This window comes from Pseudomonas sp. TREG-RG-20F-10-E-6-01 (assembly GCF_022662455.1).
Taxonomy (GTDB): domain Bacteria; phylum Pseudomonadota; class Gammaproteobacteria; order Pseudomonadales; family Pseudomonadaceae; genus Aquipseudomonas.
On sequence record NZ_JAKNQP010000003.1, the window covers coordinates 58,430 to 79,394 of the forward strand.

The 20,965-nt window shown below is 58.8% G+C and carries 12 protein-coding genes; 5 read left to right on the top strand and 7 right to left on the bottom strand.

Annotation, left to right across the window (positions count from 1 at the left end; all coding sequences use genetic code 11):
• Positions 1–121: 121 nt before the first annotated feature.
• From L8K08_RS10760 to L8K08_RS10770, 3 genes are all read right to left on the bottom strand, one after another.
• On the bottom strand, positions 122–487 hold the full coding sequence (locus L8K08_RS10760; protein WP_145160837.1) for a response regulator: 366 nt from the start codon (positions 485–487) through the stop codon (positions 122–124).
• A 215-nt stretch (positions 488–702) separates the two neighbouring features.
• A complete protein-coding gene (locus L8K08_RS10765) occupies positions 703–3,195 on the bottom strand; it encodes a hypothetical protein (protein WP_242196557.1) in 2,493 nt (830 codons plus the stop codon).
• Positions 3,196–3,426: 231 nt separating this feature from the next.
• Positions 3,427–4,830: a hypothetical protein gene (locus L8K08_RS10770; protein ID WP_242196560.1), complete on the bottom strand. Its 1,404-nt coding sequence runs from the start codon at positions 4,828–4,830 to the stop codon at positions 3,427–3,429.
• A 276-nt stretch (positions 4,831–5,106) separates the two neighbouring features.
• Between L8K08_RS10770 and L8K08_RS10775 the strand changes: the two genes are divergently transcribed.
• From L8K08_RS10775 to L8K08_RS10795, 5 genes are all read left to right on the top strand, one after another.
• Positions 5,107–8,604 (top strand): response regulator, encoded by a 3,498-nt coding sequence (locus L8K08_RS10775; protein WP_242196563.1) that lies wholly within the window; start codon positions 5,107–5,109, stop codon positions 8,602–8,604.
• Complete coding sequence (locus tag L8K08_RS10780) at positions 8,605–9,435, top strand: protein-glutamate O-methyltransferase CheR (RefSeq protein WP_242196566.1); 831 nt, start codon at positions 8,605–8,607, stop codon at positions 9,433–9,435. It begins immediately after the preceding gene.
• A complete protein-coding gene (locus L8K08_RS10785; protein WP_145160831.1) occupies positions 9,432–10,031 on the top strand; it encodes a chemotaxis protein CheB in 600 nt (199 codons plus the stop codon). Before L8K08_RS10780 ends, L8K08_RS10785 begins: the two co-directional genes overlap by 4 nt.
• Entirely contained in the window at positions 10,025–11,218 is a 1,194-nt protein-coding gene (locus L8K08_RS10790) for a hybrid sensor histidine kinase/response regulator (protein ID WP_106579185.1), read from the top strand. The genes L8K08_RS10785 and L8K08_RS10790 overlap by 7 nt, the downstream gene beginning before the upstream one ends.
• A 78-nt stretch (positions 11,219–11,296) precedes the next feature.
• Positions 11,297–11,674: a response regulator gene (locus L8K08_RS10795; RefSeq protein ID WP_003217591.1), complete on the top strand. Its 378-nt coding sequence runs from the start codon at positions 11,297–11,299 to the stop codon at positions 11,672–11,674.
• Positions 11,675–11,727: 53 nt separating this feature from the next.
• On the opposite strand, the gene L8K08_RS10800 is transcribed toward L8K08_RS10795, so the two are convergent.
• The 4 genes from L8K08_RS10800 to L8K08_RS10815 form a co-directional block, all read right to left on the bottom strand.
• Positions 11,728–16,395, bottom strand: coding sequence for a hypothetical protein (locus tag L8K08_RS10800; RefSeq protein WP_242196569.1), 4,668 nt, complete (start codon positions 16,393–16,395; stop codon positions 11,728–11,730).
• Between the two features lie 138 nt (positions 16,396–16,533).
• Entirely contained in the window at positions 16,534–18,204 is a 1,671-nt protein-coding gene (locus tag L8K08_RS10805; RefSeq protein WP_242196572.1) for an ATP-binding protein, read from the bottom strand.
• Positions 18,201–19,703 carry an ATPase domain-containing protein gene (locus tag L8K08_RS10810; RefSeq protein ID WP_145160825.1) on the bottom strand — a complete coding sequence of 501 codons (1,503 nt, stop codon included), beginning with the start codon at positions 19,701–19,703 and terminating at the stop codon, positions 18,201–18,203. Before L8K08_RS10810 ends, L8K08_RS10805 begins: the two co-directional genes overlap by 4 nt.
• 143 nt (positions 19,704–19,846) lie before the next feature.
• The gene (locus L8K08_RS10815; RefSeq protein WP_145160823.1) at positions 19,847–20,905 is read right to left on the bottom strand and encodes a tetratricopeptide repeat protein; all 1,059 of its coding nucleotides are present in this window, start codon (positions 20,903–20,905) and stop codon (positions 19,847–19,849) included.
• Positions 20,906–20,965 lie beyond the last annotated feature (60 nt).

Here is a 20,965-nt window from a genome sequence, read left to right on the forward strand (position 1 = left end):
AGCAGCAAATCCCTGACGCGCGAGTGGCTCAGTCAAATGAGCGCTGGAGTGCCAAGGGAAGACGAAAGACGCTGAGGCCTCAAGGGCCGCCCGCTTCAGGCGGCCTGAGGCAGATAAGGGACTAGGCGTGGGGCAGCATTGATTTGACTTTGTCGCGCAATTGATCGATCGAGAAGGGTTTGCCAATCACCTGCATGCCGGACGGCACATCAATGCTTTCGGCATAGCCGCTGGCGAACAGGATTGGCAGGTCAGGGCGTAGCTCACGCACCTTGGCGGCCAGTTGTTTACCGTCCATATCGGGCAGGCCAACATCGGTCATCATCAGGTCGATCACCTGAGCGGTGTTTTCGACCACCTTCAAAGCTTCTTCAGCGTCCGCCGCTTCGATTACTGTGAACTCCAATTCTTCGAGTACATCGACGATCAGCATGCGCACGATGGCGTCGTCTTCGACTACAAGGAGGGTGGAGGGGGTGGCGGACATAATCAAAATTCCCGAAAAAATGAAATGGGCAGGTCTTTGGCGGTTGAAAGACCATTCTCTAATGAGTCGCGTCAATCTCGGCAAGTTCCGTAGGTGCAGGCATTGTGAAGGGAATGGGCGCAAATGTCGCGTGCAAGTCCGTGGCACGGGGGATGACGTGATGCGTGAATGGCACCGTTCAACAGTGCCATTCACGCAAGGGCGTCACAGGTGGGTCAGAGCGCTGTATTGAACAGTGCGAACGGGTTGTTGTAAGGAACCGTCGCCAGAAAGTCGAAGTCATTGAAGGTGCTGACGTCGTACTCCGGAATGCCGCGGTTAATGGCGACCGGTTGAAGCGTGCCGGCGCTCCAGCCGCTATTCAAGGTAGCGTCCAGACCCCGACGCATTGAAGCTTCGTCCGGGAACTTCGCCAGGCCAAAGTTGGGATCAAAGAAAAACCATTCCTTCTGGTTGTTATTGACAATGACGCCCGCCAGAAGCCCGTGATTTTGGGTGCTGATCTTGAAGGTGGTTGATGTCGGTCTATTACTGAGGTCAGTAATAATGTCGGTGTACGCTAGTCGGGAAACCGGTTTGGTGCCGTGAAAGTTCACGCTAAGCACTTGGTGCATGCTGTTCAGTTGTCGGCGGAAACCAGCAATGGTGGGGTCGATGGAATTTAAGCTGGCTTTGAAGAAATTATCGATCAGTACACGCTCTTTACCATACTGAATAGCCAACGCCATGGTGTTAGCCAACGCAGCACATTCTCCTGATGACGTAAGGTCGTTTGAAGCCAGGTAGAAGTTTTGCGGCATACCGGTGGCTTTACCGCCTGCCTTTGTTATTTCTTCGCTAAATATCCTGGCGTACTCAAGACTGTTTTTGGTCTGCAGATCTTCTATCAGTTTGGCCAGTGCGCCTGTCTCTTCGGGGGTTCGGCGGGGGAGGATGGCCAACTCTTTAAGGTCAAGCACGTTCATGGAGGGGTCGTAGCCGTCTATGGTTTGGCCCTTTGGGTTTGCGTAGCCACGGTTGTAACCAGCGATATCGTTAAGCTTGACGTCCTCTATGGTCCTCTTAAACGCTTCGCGAAGATTAGGGGTCCGGGGGGTTGGCGCCACCCACGTGGACAACCAGTTAAGAAAGTTGTGGTTTATCTCACCATTCCCAGCAACAGTGACGGGTTTGAAGTCAAGCAGCGGTTGCCCAAAGGGCTTCTGGCTGATGGGGTCAAGTGCATACCATTTATTGTTTTGCAGGGTCGCACCCACGTCCACCCTTTGCTCTAAAAACTTGTAGGTGCCCGTTGCTGTTATACCCTGACTTTTACTCGCGGCTTTAAGCAAGTCATAGTTGCCGGTAGCCCCTTTGAGTTTGTTAACGGCTTCAAGACTTTTGTCCAGTGCGTAACGTCCGCCTTTCAGCAGCAGTTTGCCTCCCTGCGCCGCCAGTTCATTCAAGCCACTGAAAGGGTTAAGTAGGGAAATGGCTTCGGCGCCGATGACTCGGGTGCCGTTCAGTACCTTGGAACCAATGGACAGCGCTGAGCGACCGATCTTGATCAGCTTGCCTGCGACTGCAGCGCCGGCAGTGAGAAAGCCGAATATATCCATTGTGAGGTCTTGGGCTGCCTCACCGTAGTTGCCGCTATTGAAATTGACAATGGCTGATCTGAACGGGATCAGATTTAATAAAAATTCGTCAAGTGGCTTGGGACCGCCTTGTAACTCATCCAGGGTGGTTTGCCCGCGGGCTTCTTCTTTGATGCTGGGGTCATCAAGTTCGAGGTGCTCGACAAATGCGCTGGCAATCAGGTTGGATCGAATGCTGTTAAAGCTATCCATAGGTGCCGCCAGCACGCCACGTTCGGTGCCCAAGTCATGCACGTGGTGGTTGAACGTGATTTCCTTAGTCTCAGACACCAGGTTGGCTGCTCTCGACACCTTGGTTTTTGCCCGGCTCAGATTGATCTGCTTGATCGTGCTGTCATTTAAATTGATTTCGTAGGCTTGAGACTTACCATTCAGTTCTGTTCGGAGTAACAGCCCCGGTTGTTTTTGGTGCTCTGTGTTATTGGGTAAAAAACCCGTGCCCAGCCGATGTGAACTCTCTTCAAATACAGTGACTTTTCCAAACTCCAGGTTTTGTCTGTCTTCGAGTGGAAGCTGCGCGATCATGTGCCTGATCGTCGCGTTAATCCCGGTCTTTTTATTCCAGATGGCTTTGGTGAACTGCTCCTCGAAGGCTTCCTGCACACCCACTATCGGGGTGGCATTCAGCTGCTCCAATGGGATGCTGGGGTCGTCTGACTTGAAAGGTCGTGGATTGGGCATGTCCATCATGGCGATATCCAACATCGAATGTCGGCCGACCAGCCCAGTTTGGTCCGCGGTGCCTCGATAACTATCAGTACCCAGTACTTTCTTTTCGAATACTGGGCCAAGGTCCCCGAAGCGTTCCTTTAATTGGGCCAGCGCAATTTCTTTTCGTGTAGGGATTGCTTCGTAGAGCATTTGGGAACCGGAGAGTCGTTCTTCCAGTTGTTGGTTGAAGCTGGCTTTTATGCTGTCAAGTTGGGCCGGGGTGTAGTTGTCGTCAGCACTTTTTGCGATCACGCCGTTGGCGACAGCCCAATCGACCAGCGCGGTACTTTGGGCGTATTCAGTAGCGGGTGATCGGCCTTTGGAGGCGTTGTACTCCAGCATGACCTCGGCGAACGTCATGTGCCTCACAGCGCCAGGTCGCTCGGCTTCTATAGTTGCCGCTGCAATCGACAGGAAAGCCCACGCCTGGCTGCCGACGGTCAGGTTCTCGGGAATATCTTTAATCAGAAACTGCGGTGCCGTATGGCCTAGCAACAGGTGAGTGGCGAGCTTTGCGGTATCTACCGTTGCTTTTTGGGTGGCGACAAGATGCTCGCCAAGGCTTTCAATGACCGAGGAGGGTGAATGACCTCAATGCTGTGAGTCCGCCAGGTCAAATTCGCCCACGACGTTGCGTTCGCGCGAAACAGACGACTTGGGATCCATTCCAAGGTTGAGCGCGGTCAATAGATAGTCGTAGATACTGGTGTCCGAGGAGGCGCCTTTCATCTGCGTTTGCAGAGTTTCACCCAGCGCCTGGGCCCTGGGCGTGTCGAGCAGTTTTTGCAGGGCCTTTTCCGGGTCCTGCAGATCGCTCGCCGTCAATGCACTGCCTCTGATCAAGTAACCGAGCGTCGCCTGGCTGTCAGGTGACAATGCCCCGCCCGGCGCACCGGGCTCGGCGCTGTAGAGGAAATCCAACATTTTTTGTTGATCGGCTTGCGACATCGGGATTGGCCAGGACAGTGCGCCACCCAGATTGCCCAGCGGGCTCAATAGCGACCGCTGCTCCAATGTGTTCGCCAACGCATTGAGCTCTTCCATGGTCCGCGGAAGAGCAATGCCGAGGTCGTTCAGCGCTACTGCCAATGTTGGCGCCGGGCCTTGCGCCATGGCATATGACGACCCTACGAAAGGGACTAACCGTTCGTTGTTCAAGCTGTATTCGATCTGGGCGGGGGTAGCAGGCTGGCCATCACCCTGGGTGGCCGCGTACCGGAGCTTGACGGCCAAATCGTAAAGGTCTGCCTTGTCTGCTATGAGGTGTTTTACCGTTTTGGTCTGTACCCTGGTGGCTGTGGCGCTGCTGTCCTGGGGTTTGTCGGCATAAAACGTTTCAGCACTTAAACGTTGATCTGCAAGGGCCTGCGCAGAGCGGGTCGCGGCAGGTCGCAACGGGTCGCCTGCAGAGATAGGGCGCAAGCGCTTGGTGGCGATCAATATCTTGATTTCACGTTCTGTCTGAACCTCGTCATCGTCGATGCGCGGTTGGCCATAAAAATCGCCGACCACCGCCAGAGGCACCTTCAGGACGCCATTCTCGAACGACAGGTGCAACGGGGTTTCCGGCGTGGGCGTTATAACGCGCGCCGCTGCCAATATTGGCTCGGCGATAGCTTTCCAGCCCGGGGTGTCGCTCAGGGTAAATCTTCTGGCTACGCCATCGACCGTGGCATGCAACACGCCTGTGCTGGCAACGATGCTGACGGTGGCGGGATCGATGTGCTGCTGGCGCATCCACTCCTGTACAACCGGACGCTCAAGCTGGGTGTGATAGAGGGTCAACCACTGCCCCAACAGCGTGTTTTTTGGCACCTCGATCTTTTCATCGACGCCTTTCAACTTGTTTTGCAGGCCAGCGATATATTCGGCGAGCAGCGTGACGTCATCGTTCGCGGCGCCGTGCGCGGCGTTCAGCGCAGCCGGTATAGGCGCTTTGGCCATCGGCGCCAACTGTGGCCTGAAGGTTTGCTGTACTGCATTCGTGTTGGTCATCTGGTTTACCTTGCTGGGTTAAAAAGACGCCTTCCCAAAAGATCTTCCGTGTTCCTGAGGCGCACACCTGAGTGCTGAAACGAGGAAATTTCGTTCCAGAACGGCGCCACGCACCTGTATTTATTTGTGTAAATGAAATGATGAATTCGGACAGAATCCGTTGGAAATTCACGTCTAGAGCGTAGGAAGTCACCTCAAATCAATGCAGAAACATAGCCTTGGCCGTCGATATTCGGGCAAACTCCCAGTTTTTCCGTTCCTGGCCAAGGCATGCCCATGACTCCCGCGTCGTCTGTCGATGAAAAGAGCTTTCGTAACCTCCTGAGCCGCAACGTGGCCCTACCTTTGAGCGTGGGCGTGGTCAGCGCGGTGTTTTTCGTCGTGCTGATCAGCTACTTGTTGTCGGTGATCCAGTGGGTAGAGCACACCGACCGGGTCATCAATAACCTCAATGAGTCTTCGAAGCTGACGGTCGATCTGGAAACCGGGCTGCGCGGCTTCCTGATCACCGGCGACGAGCATTTTCTGGACCCGTATGAAGTCGCAAAGCCGCGGATCATTGGCGATTTGCGCAATTTGCAGGAGCTGGTGGCGGATAACCCGCAACAGGTGGATCGCCTCAAGCGTCTTGAGGCCATGCAGGTCGAATGGAACAAATACGCCCAATCGATGGTTGACCTGCAGCGCCAGAGCGGTGACTACCGCGCCGCGGTCAAGGCCGGCCGTGGCAAGAGCCTGACCGACGCGATTCGCCAGGAATACGCGAACGCGGTGGACATGGAGCAGCAGTTCCGTGTGACCCGCAACCAGGATGTCACCCGTACTACGATTGTCAGCGTCACGTTGTACCTGGTCTTTGTGCTCGGTCTGAGCGGCTTCCTTGCCTATGTGGGTCGCAAGAATTTAATCGCTCTATCAGACAGTTACAGCGCAAACCTCGCGTCACAGCAGACGATTGCGCGACGCCTGGAACAACAAGCCTGGCTGCGCAACGGCCAGACCGAATTGGCCGAACAAGTGCTGGGGCAACTCAGCCTGAACATGCTGGGCCGTAACATCCTGCAGTTTTTTGCCCAGTACATGGGCTCCGCGGTCGCCGCGCTGTATGTGCGTGAAGAACACGGTGGTCTCAAGCGTGTGGCCACGTATGGTTTTTCCCGCGAACAGGAACAGCAGGAGCAGTCGATCTACAGCGACGAAGGCATCGTTGGGCAGGCCGCCCAGCTCGATCGTCTGATTCGCCTGGACGATGTGCCGGTGGACTACTTCAAGGTCAGTTCCGGCCTGGGCGAAGGGGCCACCCGCAGCGTGCTGGTGATGCCGACCAGCGACGATGACCGTGTCAACGGCGTGATCGAACTGGGTTTCCTGCGCCCACTGGAAGAGCGTGACGTCGAACTGCTGGAGCTGATTGCCGGCAATATCGGCACCTCCATCGAAGCTGCGCGCTATCGCCAGCGCCTGCAGGAAGTGCTGGCCGAAACCCAGCAGCTCAACGAAGAGCTGCAGGTGCAGCAGGAAGAGCTCAAGACCGCCAACGAAGAACTCGAAGAGCAGTCGCGCATTCTCAAGGAGTCCCAGGCCCACCTGGAAACCCAGCAGGCCGAACTTGAGCAGACCAACGAGCAGTTGGCCGAGCAGACGCAAACCCTGGCCGAGCAGCGCGACGCCATGGACCGCAAGAACGTCGAGCTGAACCAGGCCCAGCTTGAACTCGAAGACCGCGCCGACGAACTGCAGCGCTCCAGCAAGTACAAATCCGAGTTCCTCGCCAACATGTCCCACGAGCTGCGCACGCCGCTGAACAGTTCGTTGATTCTGGCCAAACTGTTGGCGGAAAACCCGCAGGACAACCTCAGCGCCGAGCAGGTCAAGTTTGCCGAGTCGATCTATTCGGCGGGCAATGACTTGCTCAACCTGATCAACGACATCCTGGATATTTCCAAGGTGGAAGCCGGCAAACTCGAAGTGCGCCCGGAAAACTCCAGCGTTGTACGCCTGGTGGACGGCCTGCGCGGCATGTTCGAGCCGCTGGCTGCCGACCGCAAGCTGGGTTTCCAGGTGGAGGTTCAGGCCGATGCGCCGACCCTGATGTTCACCGACCGCCAGCGTTTGGAGCAGATCCTCAAGAACCTGCTGTCCAACGCGGTCAAGTTCACCGAGCAGGGCGAAGTCAGCCTGTCGGTGTCCCGCGCGCCGGGCGAGGGCATTGCCTTTACGGTGCGCGACTCCGGCATCGGCATCGCCCCGGATCAGCAGGAAAGCATTTTCGAAGCGTTCCGCCAGGCAGATGGCACCACCAACCGCCGTTACGGCGGCACCGGGCTGGGCTTGTCGATCTCCCGCGACCTGGCAACGCTGCTCGGCGGCTATATCAGCGTGAGCAGTGAGCCGGGCAAGGGCAGTGTGTTCACCCTGGTGTTGCCAGAGCAGTACGTCGAACGCGAGGAGGGCGCTGCGCCTGTCGAGCACCCGCGCCAGGCCGTGGCCGCCCCTGCGCCCAAGCCCGTGGCGGTCTCGCCGCTGCCGGTGGCTGACGTCAAACAGATCCCGCGGTTTGCCGATGACCGTGACAAAGCGCCGTTCACCACCCGATGCATTCTGGTGGTGGAAGACGAACCGAATTTCGCGCGCATCCTGTTCGACCTGGCCCACGAGCTGGGCTACAACTGCCTGGTGGCGCACGGTGCGGACGAAGGTTACAGCCTGGCCGAGGAATTCATCCCCGACGCGATCCTGCTCGACATGCGCCTGCCTGACCATTCCGGGCTGACCGTGCTGCAACGCCTGAAAGAACACGCCAGTACCCGCCACATTCCGGTGCACGTGATCTCCGTCGAAGACCGCGTCGAAGCCGCCATGCACATGGGCGCGATCGGTTATGCCGTCAAGCCCACCACCCGCGAAGAGCTTAAGGACGTGTTTGCACGCCTGGAGGCCAAGCTGACGCAAAAGGTCAAGCGCGTGCTGCTGGTGGAAGACGACGATTTACAGCGTGACAGCATTGCCCGCCTGATCGGCGACGATGACATTGAAATCACCGACGTCGGTTACGCCCAGGCCGCCCTGGACCTGCTGCGCACCAATGTCTACGACTGCATGATCATCGACCTCAAGCTGCCGGACATGCTCGGCAACGAGCTGCTCAAGCGCATGGCCACCGAGGACATCTGCTCGTTCCCGCCGGTGATTGTCTACACCGGACGCAACCTGACCCGCGATGAAGAGGCCGAGCTGCGCAAGTATTCGCGCTCGATCATCATCAAGGGCGCGCGCTCACCCGAGCGCCTTCTGGATGAAGTGACACTCTTTCTGCACAAAGTCGAATCCCAGCTGTCCCATGACCGCCAGAAGATGCTCAAGACCGCCCGCAGCCGCGACAAGGTCTTCGAGGGCCGCAAAATCCTGTTGGTGGACGACGATGTGCGTAACATCTTCGCCCTGACCAGCGCCCTGGAGCACAAAGGTGCGGTGGTGGTGATCGGGCGTAATGGCCGTGAAGCCATCGACAAACTCAATGAAGTTGACGACATCGACCTGGTGCTGATGGACGTGATGATGCCGGAGATGGACGGTTACGAGGCAACCGCCTTGATTCGCCAGGATCCGCGCTGGAAAAAGCTGCCGATCATTGCGGTCACGGCCAAGGCCATGAAGGACGATCAGGAACGCTGCCTCGCGGCGGGCTCCAACGATTACCTGGCCAAGCCGATTGACCTGGACCGCCTGTTCTCGCTGATTCGCGTCTGGCTACCGAAGATGGAACGTATTTAAGTGGAGCAACGTTTTTTGGATAAAAGCAGCGATATTGAGCTGCGCCTGTTGATTGAGGCGATTTACCTCAAGTACAGCTACGACTTTCGCGACTATTCCGGTGCGTCGGTCAAACGGCGCGTGGCCCATGCTTTGCGCCAGTTCGATTGCGCCACGATCTCGGCGTTGCAGGAGCGCGTACTGCACGACCCGTCAGCGTTCATGCAGTTGCTGCAGTTCCTGACGATCCCGGTGAGCGAGATGTTTCGCGACCCGTCGCACTTCCTGGCGATCCGCCGCGAAGTGGTGCCGCTGCTCAAAACCTACCCGTCGATCAAGGTCTGGATTGCCGGCTGCAGCACGGGCGAGGAGGTGTACTCCATGGCGATCCTGCTGCGTGAGGAGGGGTTGCTGGAGCGCACGATCATTTACGCCACGGACATCAACCCGGCGTCGCTGGACAAAGCCAAGCAAGGTATTTTTTCCCTGGAGAACGTGCGCGCCTACACCGCCAATTATCAGCAGGCCGGCGGACAGCGTTCATTTGCCGACTACTACACCGCGGCCTACGATTACGCGATCTTCGACAAATCCCTGCGTGAGAACGTGACCTTCGCCGACCACAGCCTGGCGACCGATAGTGTATTCTCAGAAACTCAATTAATTTCGTGCCGTAACGTACTGATTTACTTCAATAAAAAATTGCAGGATCGAGCGTTTGGACTGTTCCACGAGTCGCTGTGTCATCGCGGCTTCCTGGTGCTGGGCAGCAAGGAAACCCTGGATTTTTCCGCCTACAGCAAACAGTTCGACCCCCTGGTCAAGCAGGAACGGATCTACCGCAAATCATGACCGACGTTGCAGCCAACCCGATTGTCGGGATTGAAGCCATCGTCGTCGGCGCTTCTGCTGGCGGCGTCGAGGCGTTGCTGACTATTTTTGGCGGATTGCCCCAGGGCTTTGGCTTGCCGATCGTCGCCGTGCTGCACCTGCCGGACGAACGCCGCAGCCAGTTGGCGGAAGTCTTTGCCCGGCGCCTGCGAATCCCGGTGCGTGAAGCGCGTGACAAAGAAGTGATCGAGGCGGGCACCTTGTATTTCGCCGGGCCCGGTTATCACCTCTCGGTGGAGCATGACCGCAGCCTGTCCCTGAGCCAGGAAGACCGCGTACACCATTCGCGGCCCTCGATTGATTATCTGTTTGCGTCGGCCGCCGATGCCTACGGCGAAAGTCTGCTGGCCATTTTGCTGACCGGCGCCAACCAGGACGGTGCCCGCGGGCTGGCGCACGTCAAGCGCTCTGGCGGGACGACCGTTGTACAAGACCCCAAGGATGCACGCATCGCCGTGATGCCGCTGGCGGCCCTGGCCCTGCACACACCTGACTATATTCTGACTCTGAGCCAAATTGGCTCGTTGCTGGCTTTGCTGGAATCTTCCCCATGTTAAGTACCGTCCAGGCCAAACTGCTGATCGTCGACGATCTGCCGGAAAACCTGCTGGCCCTCGAAGCGCTGATCAAGCGCGAGGACCGCCAGGTCTACAAGGCATTGAGCGCCGACGAGGCCTTGTCACTGTTGCTGGAGCACGAGTTCGCCATGGCGATTCTCGACGTGCAGATGCCCGGCATGAATGGTTTCGAGCTGGCCGAACTGATGCGCGGCACCGAAAAGACCAAAAATATCCCGATTGTGTTCGTCAGTGCCGCCGGCCGTGAACTCAACTATGCCTTCAAGGGCTATGAAAGCGGCGCCGTCGACTTCCTGCACAAGCCGCTGGACATCCATGCGGTCAAGAGCAAGGTCAACGTGTTCGTCGACCTGTACCGCCAGAGCAAGGCGATGAAGCTGCAGGTCGAAGCGCTGGAACGCAGCCGCCGTGAGCAGGAACTCTTGCTGACCCGCCTGCAGGCCACCCAGGCCGAGCTGGAGCAGGCGGTGCGCATGCGTGACGACTTCATGTCGATCGTCGCCCATGAGGTGCGTACGCCGCTCAACGGGCTGATCCTGGAGACTCAACTGCGAAAAATGCACCTGGCCCGGGACAACGCCGCCGCGTTCACCCTGGACAAGATGCACGCCATGGTCGATCGCGATGAGCGGCAGATCAAAAGCCTGATTCGGCTGATCGAAGACATGCTCGATGTGTCACGCATCCGCACCGGCAAGCTGTCGATTCGCCCGGCGCGCTTTGACCTGACCCAGTTGGTGCACAACCTGGTGGAAAACTTCGCGCCGCAAGTGGCCGCCGCCGAGTCGTCGATGCACCTGGAGGTTCAAGGGCCGGTAGAAGGCAACTGGGACGAGTTCCGCATCGAGCAGGTGATTTCCAACCTGCTGACCAATGCGCTGCGCTACGGGGCCAAAAGCCCGGTGGAAGTACGGGTGTATACCGAGCATAGTGAGGCAAGGGTTGAGGTGCGTGATCACGGGATCGGCATCAGCGCAGACAACCAGAAGCGAATTTTCCAGCAGTTCGAGCGCGTTTCGGCCAGCCATGTGGCGGCTGGCCTGGGCTTGGGGCTGTTTATTTCCGAGCAGATCGTGGCGGCCCACGGGGGCACCATCGAGGTGGAAAGCCAGATAGGCGAGGGCGCCTTGTTTCGGGTGTGCCTGCCCCTTGAGACACCGGCGTGAAATCTATCGTCAGCTCGACGCAACCTCTGCGTGACCCGATGGTCGTAACTGCAGCAATTGACCGGACAAAGGCTTCCCATGAGTGAAGATGCACAAGATGTTGTTCTGATCGTCGAGGACGACGAATCGATTATGTTCGTGCTGGGTGAATACCTGGCCGGGCTGGGGTATCGAGTACTGAAGGCAATTGATGGGGAGCAAGCCTTCGAAATCCTCGCGACCAAGCCGCACCTGGACCTGATGGTCACGGACTACCGCCTGCCGGGCGGGATTTCCGGGGTGCAGATCGCTGAACCGGCGATCAAGTTGCGACCGGAATTGAAAGTTATCTTTATCAGCGGTTATCCGCAGGAAATCCTCGACTGCAACAGCCCGATCACGCGCAACGCGCCGATCCTGGCCAAGCCGTTTGATCTGGATACGCTGCAGGAGCATATCCAGCGATTGTTGGCTTGAGTACGGGTTGTGCCAGGGACGCGTATCACCGTCCCCGGCAGCATTCACCGGCTTCAGTCGCGCGCCCAGTCCAGAATTTCGTTGATCTTTGCGCGGTCAAAGACGCCCGCACCGTCATCATCGCGCAGCTTGAAATTGCCATCGGGATAGACTTCTACCCCGACGGAGCTGGCATAGGTCACGGACACATCGTTCTTTTGCAGGATCGATAACAACGGCTTGTTACCGTTGCTATCGACTTGGCCTATGACCCTGCCGACCATCAGCGGTGAGCGGGTTGCCGTGCCGCCGACAAAAATGACCTTGCCGCCATTCTCCAATGCGCTGTTCAACTGCTGGAGCAGGGCGAAGGCATTGTCCTCAGACCCCACTGGCGCCTCCAGATTGCTGCCGTTCAAGTGCACCAAGGTGCGTTTGCGGTAAACCCCATTGTGCAGATCGCTCAGCACCACCAGTGCCGAACAGTCACCGAGTCCATGGGTGCTGAGGATGCTGGTGGGGTCATTGAGGGTTTTCGCCTCGGCCATGAACACTTCAACGTTTTGCACGGCGGGCTTACTGGCGCTATTGGGTTTGAGCGGTGGCTGCACAGGCGCATCAGCGACTGAAGGCTTCGCGCCCAGGGCGTCGTCGAGCAGCGACTGAACATGTGTGTCAGCAATATGGTTGGTTTTCTTCCACGCATCACTGTGAGTGCTGACGTTGAACTCCAGCCTGGTCGGGTCGCTGCCCGCGGTTTTGTAGGGCAACGGCAGGTGTTTGTCGGTAAATAGCTTGCCCAGGCTCTTCTTCATGGCGCCAGCGCTCGCAAACTCGGCGAGGCCGTAGTTGGGGTCGTAATAAAAAAACCGCTTCGCGACGCCTTCGCCCTGCGTGCCGATCATCATCGCGTGGTCGGCGGTGCCGATCATCATGATTTTGGGGGCGCTGGCGTCAGCGATTTCATCCATCAGTTGGGCATAGCCCATTTTGCGAACGGGCGCACCGGCATGAAACTGCGTGGGTGTATCCAGTTGCTTTTGAATGTGCGTCAGGTTCGCCACGAACTGCCTGGACTCGGCGGCGGTGGGGTTGGCCGCAGCGCTGAACAAATTGGCGGCGAAACGGGTGTGCTTGCCTTGCTCCATGGCCGTCGCCATGACGCGCGACATTGCCGCACACTGGCCTTTGCTGAGCGGGGTGGTCTGGCTGAGATAGAACAGTTGAGGAACAGGGGTGAACGTGCCGCCGCCCACGCTGATGTGCTGGTAAAACGCATTGACCCCGCTGAAGCTGTGCTGCACCGCCAAACGCTCGCGCTGGCGTACCAGGGCGCCGACCTCGGCCGGTGTGCGGCCAGGCGCGCGCGCAAGCGCCATCACTTCGGCGGATTTCATCCCGGCGTGATAGCCGCTGATCGTCAGCGGGTCGACCTGGGTATACCCATGGTTGAACTGCACGCTGTCTGCACCGTTTTTCTGTTGTTCAACCCAGGCGGGCCAGGCGCTTGCACCGGCCATCTGCTGAGCCTCGTGTAATTCCCCGCTGGCCCTGATCGAGGGTTGAAAATCCTCCAGAGCCTTGCCGTACGGCTGGCCACTCAGCGTATCGAAGGCAAACCACTTGCCACGTTGAAGCACTGCCGGCCCTTCAGCGATGGCGCCACCCAGTTTGAAGGTGCCCACTGCGCTGGCCTCAAAATGTCGACTTGCATGGATCAGGCTGTAACTGTCGGCACTGCCGCGCAGTGTGTTGTAGGCATGCAGCCCGCCTTTTTGCACCCCACGCGCGGTGCGGGAAACCAGGCTGCCCACGCCATCCAGCGGGTTGAGTGCGCCCAGTGCAGCACGGCCCACGATCTTCACGCCCTGGGCCAGCCTGGCCGCAGCGCTGGTACCTGCTTGCAGGGCCTTGGCGCCTTTGGCTGCAACGCCTAGGCCCACGACGAACCCGAAGGCGTCGAACGCCAAATCAAGGATGCCGTCACCCACCGCGCCGGCTCGAAAATTCTGGACTGCCGAGCGCAGGGGAATCAGGTTCAGCATGAATTCGCGGGCTTTTTTGTAGAACGGCACCTCTGTTTCAAACGTCGTCACACCCCGCGCCTCAGTCTCCAGCGCCCGAATGTTCAGGTCTTGCACCAGGGCGTCGGCAATGTAGCGGGTCCTTTCGCTGGCAAAGCTGTCGGGCGTGCCCGCTCGATGGTTTTCCTCAGCGACATGCGCCGAGTAACGGCCGGAAGGTTTAACCTCCAGCAGCATTTTCGAATAGCGCCACTTATCAGCTTCATCGGTCTGACGCCCGATCGGGTGGTCTTTGAGCTCCTCGCGCCGGCGGATGCTGTTGTCTCTTACATTGACTTCATAAACAGTGACGGCGCCGTCGAGCTCTGTTTTGAGCAGCACGCTATTGGGCACTTTGGTTTCGACACGGCTCTGGCTGAAGGCGGTATGAGTGATGCTGTGCTCGGTGAGCAGGGTCACTTTCCCGTACTCGATGGCTTTTCTATCTTCCAGAGGCAGTGTGGCGATCAGGTGTTTGACGTGCGTGCTCGTCGCCTGTTCTGCCGCGTGGAAGTAGCGCTGAAGTTCAGCGTTGAACAGAGCATTGATGTCGGAAAGCTTGTTCACATGGCCCGCAATCGTGCGTGTGTCGACCTCACCGGACGATGACGTCCATGCCGTTGCCTCGAGTTGCCCGTGCAGGTAAAGGTCCAGCACCGAGTACGGGCCGGGGAAGTCGCGACTCTGATCAAGTGGGGTGATGCATTTTTTCTCGAAGGGCAGGTCACCATACACACGCTCGAGTTCCTTCAGCGCCATCTCCCTGCGCTCGGGCATTGCGGTCGAGTGGGCTTGTGAGGCTTGGCCCAATGCTGAAATTCGCGCGCTGTAGGCGACAGAGACGCGGTTGATCTGCTCGTCGGTGTAGTCATCCAGGGTGTTCAGCGCGATCAAGCCTTGGGCAACCCCCCAATCTTTGAGTGCATCGCGCTGCGCCCTGCGTTCAACCTGCCGGTCCTGGTCGGTAACAGGTGCCAGATCGGCTCGCTGCATGACCTGCGCAAAGGTCATACGCGCCGTTGAACCGGGCGCCTGGCGCTCAAGGCGCGCTACCGCCGTGCTGAAGCTGACCCAGGTGTGTGAGCCACACGTCACCTTGTCGGGAATGTCGTTGACCAAAAAAGCAGGGGCTCGGCGTGACAGCAACAGATGGGCCGCAACGGGTGCTAACTCGGCGCTGGCACGGCCCGTGGAAACCAAGTGCGTCACCAGCCCCGCAACCACCGTTGAAGGATGCTGGCCCCAATGTTGATGACCGGCGATATCAAAACCGGCAATGCCGGTTCTGGCTGGCGCCCCGGTGTTTGCTGCCTCGGATTCTTTATCCAGGGTCGCGCCAAGGGCTGCCAGCGTCCAGTCGTTAAGGCTCTGCGGGGTCGAGACGCCATTGAATTTTTCCTGCAGCGCCAGCCCCAGTGCCTGGGCATCAGGCGTAGCGAGAAGATTTTGAATAAACCACCGCGGGTCATGCAGTTCGGACGGGGCAAAACGCTGGTTGCGCGTCAGGTAACCGAGTGCACCGGTACCCTCGTCATAATCTTGCAGACCACTGAGCCCCAGCGTGTTCTGGCGCAGGGAATTTCTCAAATTGTGGCAATCGTCATCACTCAATGGCGTTGGCCAGGACAAGGCTCCGCCGAGATTGCCGTCTGGAAGCTGGGAAAGGGCTGGTGTTGTCAGTAACCGTCCCAGGTTGAACAGTTCGTCACGGCTGCGGGGCCTGTCCCAGCCGTTGTCGCTGAGGTGTGTGTCCAGGCTGACCGTGGGGGCCGCCTGCAACAACCTGATGGGCGAATCGGCATGCAACGTGATGTGGGTGCTGCTCATTTTGTCGCGGATAAGTTGCTCAATCCGGCTTTGAACATACGCGGGTGGCAGGTACAAGCTGTCCAGGGGATCTTTGGTGGTGCGGTATAACAACTGTTCGGATAAGTCGTCGATTTCCTGAATGATAGCGATCAGTTTCAAGGCCACGTTGCTGTGGTCATCGACATTGGCCAGCTTGACGCGTTCTTGTCGCAACACCTGCGCAGAGCGTTCTGGCCTGGACCGGGAAGGGGTGAACGCTTTAGCCGCTTCGAGCTGTGCTGCACGGGCTTCAGCGGATTCCCGGGTTTGCCCAGTGATGGCTTCGCCATAAAAGTCCGCGACTGCCCGGTAAGGCGCCGATGTGCTACTTGAGGGGCTGAGAATATAGCCAGAGTCTGACGTCAGGGCTTTTGCCGCCCGCATGATCGGCGCCATCATCGAGGTCCAGAGATGGCCATGCTCAAAGCCTGAAAAGGGTTTGCGCTGACCGCTAACGAATGCGCTGATGAGGTTGTCTCGGGGATTGATCTCGATAGGCTTTGAAAGATCAATCTGCTGACGCTTTGCCCAACTGACAAAGTGCGGGCTCTTCATCAAATCGTGCAGGTGTGACCACCATTGGCCGAAGGCAGAGGCGGGCGGAAGGTGGTCGATGTCGCCCAGTCGTCCGGTACTTGCCGCGGTGCGCAGCGTTTGCGCCAGATACCCTGCCAGCTCACTGTCGCCTTCGACTTGCGTACGGTCGGCTGCGTGCGGGGCCGCCGGGTTGCTCTGCCGATCCGCCAAGCGTGGCCGGCGTATTGTGGGGGGCTCGGGTGCAGCAGTCAGCGGCCATTGATGCAGGGGATTAACATTGCGCGAAGCGATCATGATGGGACTCGTGAGGTAAGTTTCAGGTTAACCACGGGCAGCTTTCATGCGTCGCGATTTGAAACTTCGTGTCGAATCCCTCAGTACCGGTTCCGGCCTGTCAGCCACCAGATATTGCGGAAACGTGCAGTCACTGGCTTACGCCTGAATCATTTCCCGCACCTTCGCTGTCAACAAATCAAAGGTAAATGGCTTGGTGATCAGCTGCATCCCAGGATCAAGGAAGCCACCGCGCACCGCCGCGTGTTCGGCATAACCGGTGATGAACAGTACCTTGAGCTGAGGGCGGATCTGCCGACCAATTTCCGCCATTTGCCGGCCGTTCATGCCCGGCAGGCCAACGTCGCTGATGAGCAAGTCGATACGCTGGTCGGACTCGATGATCGGCAGCGCTGTGTCCGCATCACCGGCCTCGACAAAGGCGTAACCCAACTCTTTGAGCACGGCGCTGACCAGCACGCGTACCGCCGGGTCATCCTCGACGATCAATACCGTTTCACCCGCATTGGCATAGGGCGTCAACGCAGGATTGAGGTATTCCGGCGCCTGCATTTCACCGACAAAACGCGGCAGGAACAGGCTTACCGTGGTGCCTTTGCCCACTTCGCTGTGGATGGTGACGTGGCCATGGGACTGGCGGGCAAAGCCATAGATCATCGATAACCCCAGGCCTGTGCCCTGGCCGATGGGCTTGGTGGTAAAAAACGGATCGAACACGCGTCCCATCAGGTGTTCTGGAATGCCGCAGCCGGTATCGCTGACGCTCAGCTCTACATAGTCGCCGGGCTTTAAAGTGCCGTAGGCCGCAGTAAACACGTTGTCCAGGTGGCGGTTGGAGGTTTCAACCACCAACTTGCCGCCGCCCGGCATGGCGTCGCGCGCGTTGATCACCAGGTTGAGCAGGGCGCTTTCGAGTTGATTGGGGTCAGCTTCGGCGGTCCAGAGCTGAGCGTCCAGGCGCATGTCGAGGGCAATGCTTTCGTTGATGCTGCGTTGCAGCAGCTCACCCATGGAGGTCACCAGTTGGTTGATCCCCACGGGCTTGGAATCCAGCGATTGGCGACGGGAGAACGCCAACAGGCGATGGGTCAACCCGGCCGCGCGGTTGGCCGAGGTCACGCCCAGGTCGATAAGGCCGTCCAGATCATCGAGTTTGCCGCGCGCAATGCGTCGTCGCAGCAGCTCCAGGCTGCCAATAATCCCGGTGAGCATGTTGTTGAAGTCATGCGCGATGCCGCCGGTCAATTGACCTACGGCCTCCATCTTCTGCGATTGGCGCAAGGCTTCTTCATTGCTGCGCAGTTGCGCGGTGCGCTCCTCGACTTGTTGCTCAAGGGTTTCCATGGTGCGTTGCAGGCGCAGTTCACTCTCGCTCAAGTCAATCAAGCGGTCGCGGGCGTCGTACTGCCGGCGTCGGCCGCGCAGGGCCGCGCTCACCAGGCTGATCAAGGTGACGGGATGGAAGGGGCGCTCCAGAAAGGTCACGTTGCCCAGCAGCTCGCTCAGGTGCGACGAACCGTTCTGCTCGCTGCCGCCGTGATGGGTCATCAGCACGATCGGCAAGTCGGACCACGCGGGCTGCTGATGCAGGTGCTCCAGCAACGGCTCCAGATCCACGCCGCGCAACGCTTCCGCCGCGATCACCAACAAGCCGGCGCCTTCTTCCAGCAATTCGCACAGGTTTGCCAGGTTGCTGGCAACAATGCCGCTGTAGCCAGCTTCGTTCAGCATCATCAGCGCCAGTGAGCCGTCGCGACCCATTGGCGCCAGGATAATCGCGCGCTCGGAGGCAGAGGAAACGCTGATCACGATCCCTCTTCCTTGAGCAAAGGTGAGCCGCTGCCGTTGAATGTCGGAATGCCGCGCAGCACGCCCTGGAAGTTGTCGAGCGGCTCGCCCACCGTCATGCCACGGCTGCCAATGCGGTACTCGCGAATCGTCGACTCATGGGTGCCGGTGCGTTTTTTGATGATCGAAATGGCCCGGCGCACTTTGCCCAGTGCTTCGAAGTAACGCAGCAAAATCACGGTATCGGCCAGGTAGGTAATGTCGACGGGCGCTTGCATGTCACCGACCAGCCCATGCTGGGCGACGGTCATGAAGGTGGCGGCGCCCCGGCGATTGAGGTACAGCAGCAGTTCGTGCATGTGCAGGATCAGCGCGTTTTCTTCCGGCATGGCCGCCTGGTAGCCGTTGATGCTGTCGATGACCACGGTTTTGATCCCGCGCTCGTCAACACAACGGCGCACTCGGTGCGAGAACTCGCCGGGCGACAACTCGGCCGCGTCCACCTGCTCGATCAGCAGGTTGCCGGTGTCCTGCAGGGCGGCGAGGTCGATGCCCATGTTTTTCATGCGCTCGAACAACAACCCCAGTTCTTCGTCGAAGATAAACAGCGCCGCTTTCTCACCACGGGCCACAGCCGCTGCGGCAAAAATCATGGAAATCAGGGATTTACCGGTGCCCGCTGGGCCAAGAATCAAGCTGCTGGAGCCGGTTTCGACGCCGCCGCCCATCAGCCTGTCCAGTTCTACAATGCCGCTGCTCAGGGTCTGGCGGACATACCCGCCGCGATGCTCGGCCGCGACCAAGCGCGGGAATACATGCACGCCGTCGCCCATGATGGTGAAGTCGTGAAAGCCGCCGCGGTATTTTTGGCCGCGGTATTTCACCACCCGCACGCGGCGGCGTTCGGCGCCGTAGTTGGGGGTCAGTTCTTCCAGGCGGATCACGCCGTGCGCCACGCTGTGTACGGTTTTATCCAGGGATTCGGTGGTCAGGTCATCCAGCAGCAGCACGGTGGCGTCGTAGCGCACGAAGTAATGCTTGATTGCCAGGATCTGCCGACGATAACGCAGTGAGCTTTGCGCGAGCAGACGGATCTCCGAAAGGCTGTCGATGACCACTCGGGTTGGCTTGACCCGCTCCACCACTTCAAAAATCTGCCGCGTGGCTTCGCCCAGCTCCAGGTCGGAGGAGTACAGCAGGCTTTGCTGATGATTGGCGTCGAGCAGGCTCTCTGGCGGGGTCAGCTCGAAGATGTGGATATTGTCATCCAGGTCCCAACCATGGGACTTCGCACCCTGGCGCAATTCGCGCTCGGTTTCGGAGAGGGTGATGTACAGGGATCGCTCACCGTTTTTCGCGCCGGCCTGCAGAAAATGCAGCGCAACGGTGGTTTTGCCCGTGCCGGGTTCGCCTTCCAGCAGGAACAGGTGGCTGCGCGATAACCCCCCGGAAAGAATGTCATCAAGACCTTCAATGCCGGTGGCCGCCTTTTCACTGAACAGCTCGTTGGATGTAGACAAGAAGTGCCCTCAGGTCACGTACAAATAGAGGAACGCGCCGCCTCGGACGCGCCATATTCACTTGACCGTGGAGGCCCGTAGCGGTTCAACGTTTCGCGAAAATTGTACAAGCCCCAGTATCGATTACAACTTTTTGCAACGCCCTACAGGCCTTGCTGCAACGCCGGGTCATCCGGGTTCTGTTGCTCAAGTTGCGCAAGCAATACCTGCACGTTTTGCAGCTGGCCGCTTTCTTTCCAGTAATTGACCAGCAGCACCCGCGCCTTGCGGTTGGCCGGGTGGCGCTGAATGATGTCTTCGAGCTGACGCTGGGCGGCTTCCAACTCTTCCTGGGCGTGCAGGGTCGTGGCGAGGTCGTAACGGTAATCCTGATTGTCCGGCTCAAGCTCTACCGCTTTGGACAAACCAAGCAGGGCGTACGGGCGCTCGCCATGGTGCAACAGCCACATGCCCAGCGCATGCTGCAGGTAAGCCGAGTCGGGATGGGCCGCCAACTGACGTGCCAGCAGTTGTCGCGATTCATCGGTCTTGCCTTGTTTGTCCAGCAGTTCGATTTGCGCGACCACCGCCTGCAGGTTGTCCGGTTGCAAGCGCATGGCCTGTTCGAGGGCATTTTGTGCGTCTGGCAGCAGCGCACTGTGTATATAGAGGCGCGCCAGTTGAATCCAGCCTTCGGCCGTTTCCGGCTGACCCTTGAGGGTTTTCACAAACTCATCGAGCACTTGCTGCAACGGCCCGAAGTACAGCCCCAGGGTGTCCGGCGACAGACCGAGCAAGGCATTGGCGGCAGCAAAGCGCACCGCCTGTTCGGGATCGTCGAGCACCGGCCCCAGCAACAAGACGCGCTGGCCGCTGGGCACCAGGCCGACAATGCTGTGGATCGCCGCCTCGCGCACCACTGGCGAATCATTGGCCAGGTCTTTGTCGGCGAGCTTCAGCGCCTGCGGGCTTGGGTAGTTGGGCAATTCGGCGTGCAAGGCCGCGCGACGTTCAGGCGACAGGTCCGGCCGGCCAAGCTGTTGGTACAGCACGCGCGCGGCGCCGGGTTCGCCGTTATGCGCCTGCTTCAAGGCTTTGGCGTAACCATGGGCAATCGCCGGCGGCACGGCCACCGGGGTTGAGCGGGAGAAAAACCAGGTGAGCAACACAATCAACAACAAGGCGCACAGGCCGATGATGGAGTAACGGCGTGACTTTGACATGCAGGCGTCCAAAAGCTGGTGGCAGCTAGTGCAAAGCCATCAGCTTCGGTCAGACCACGG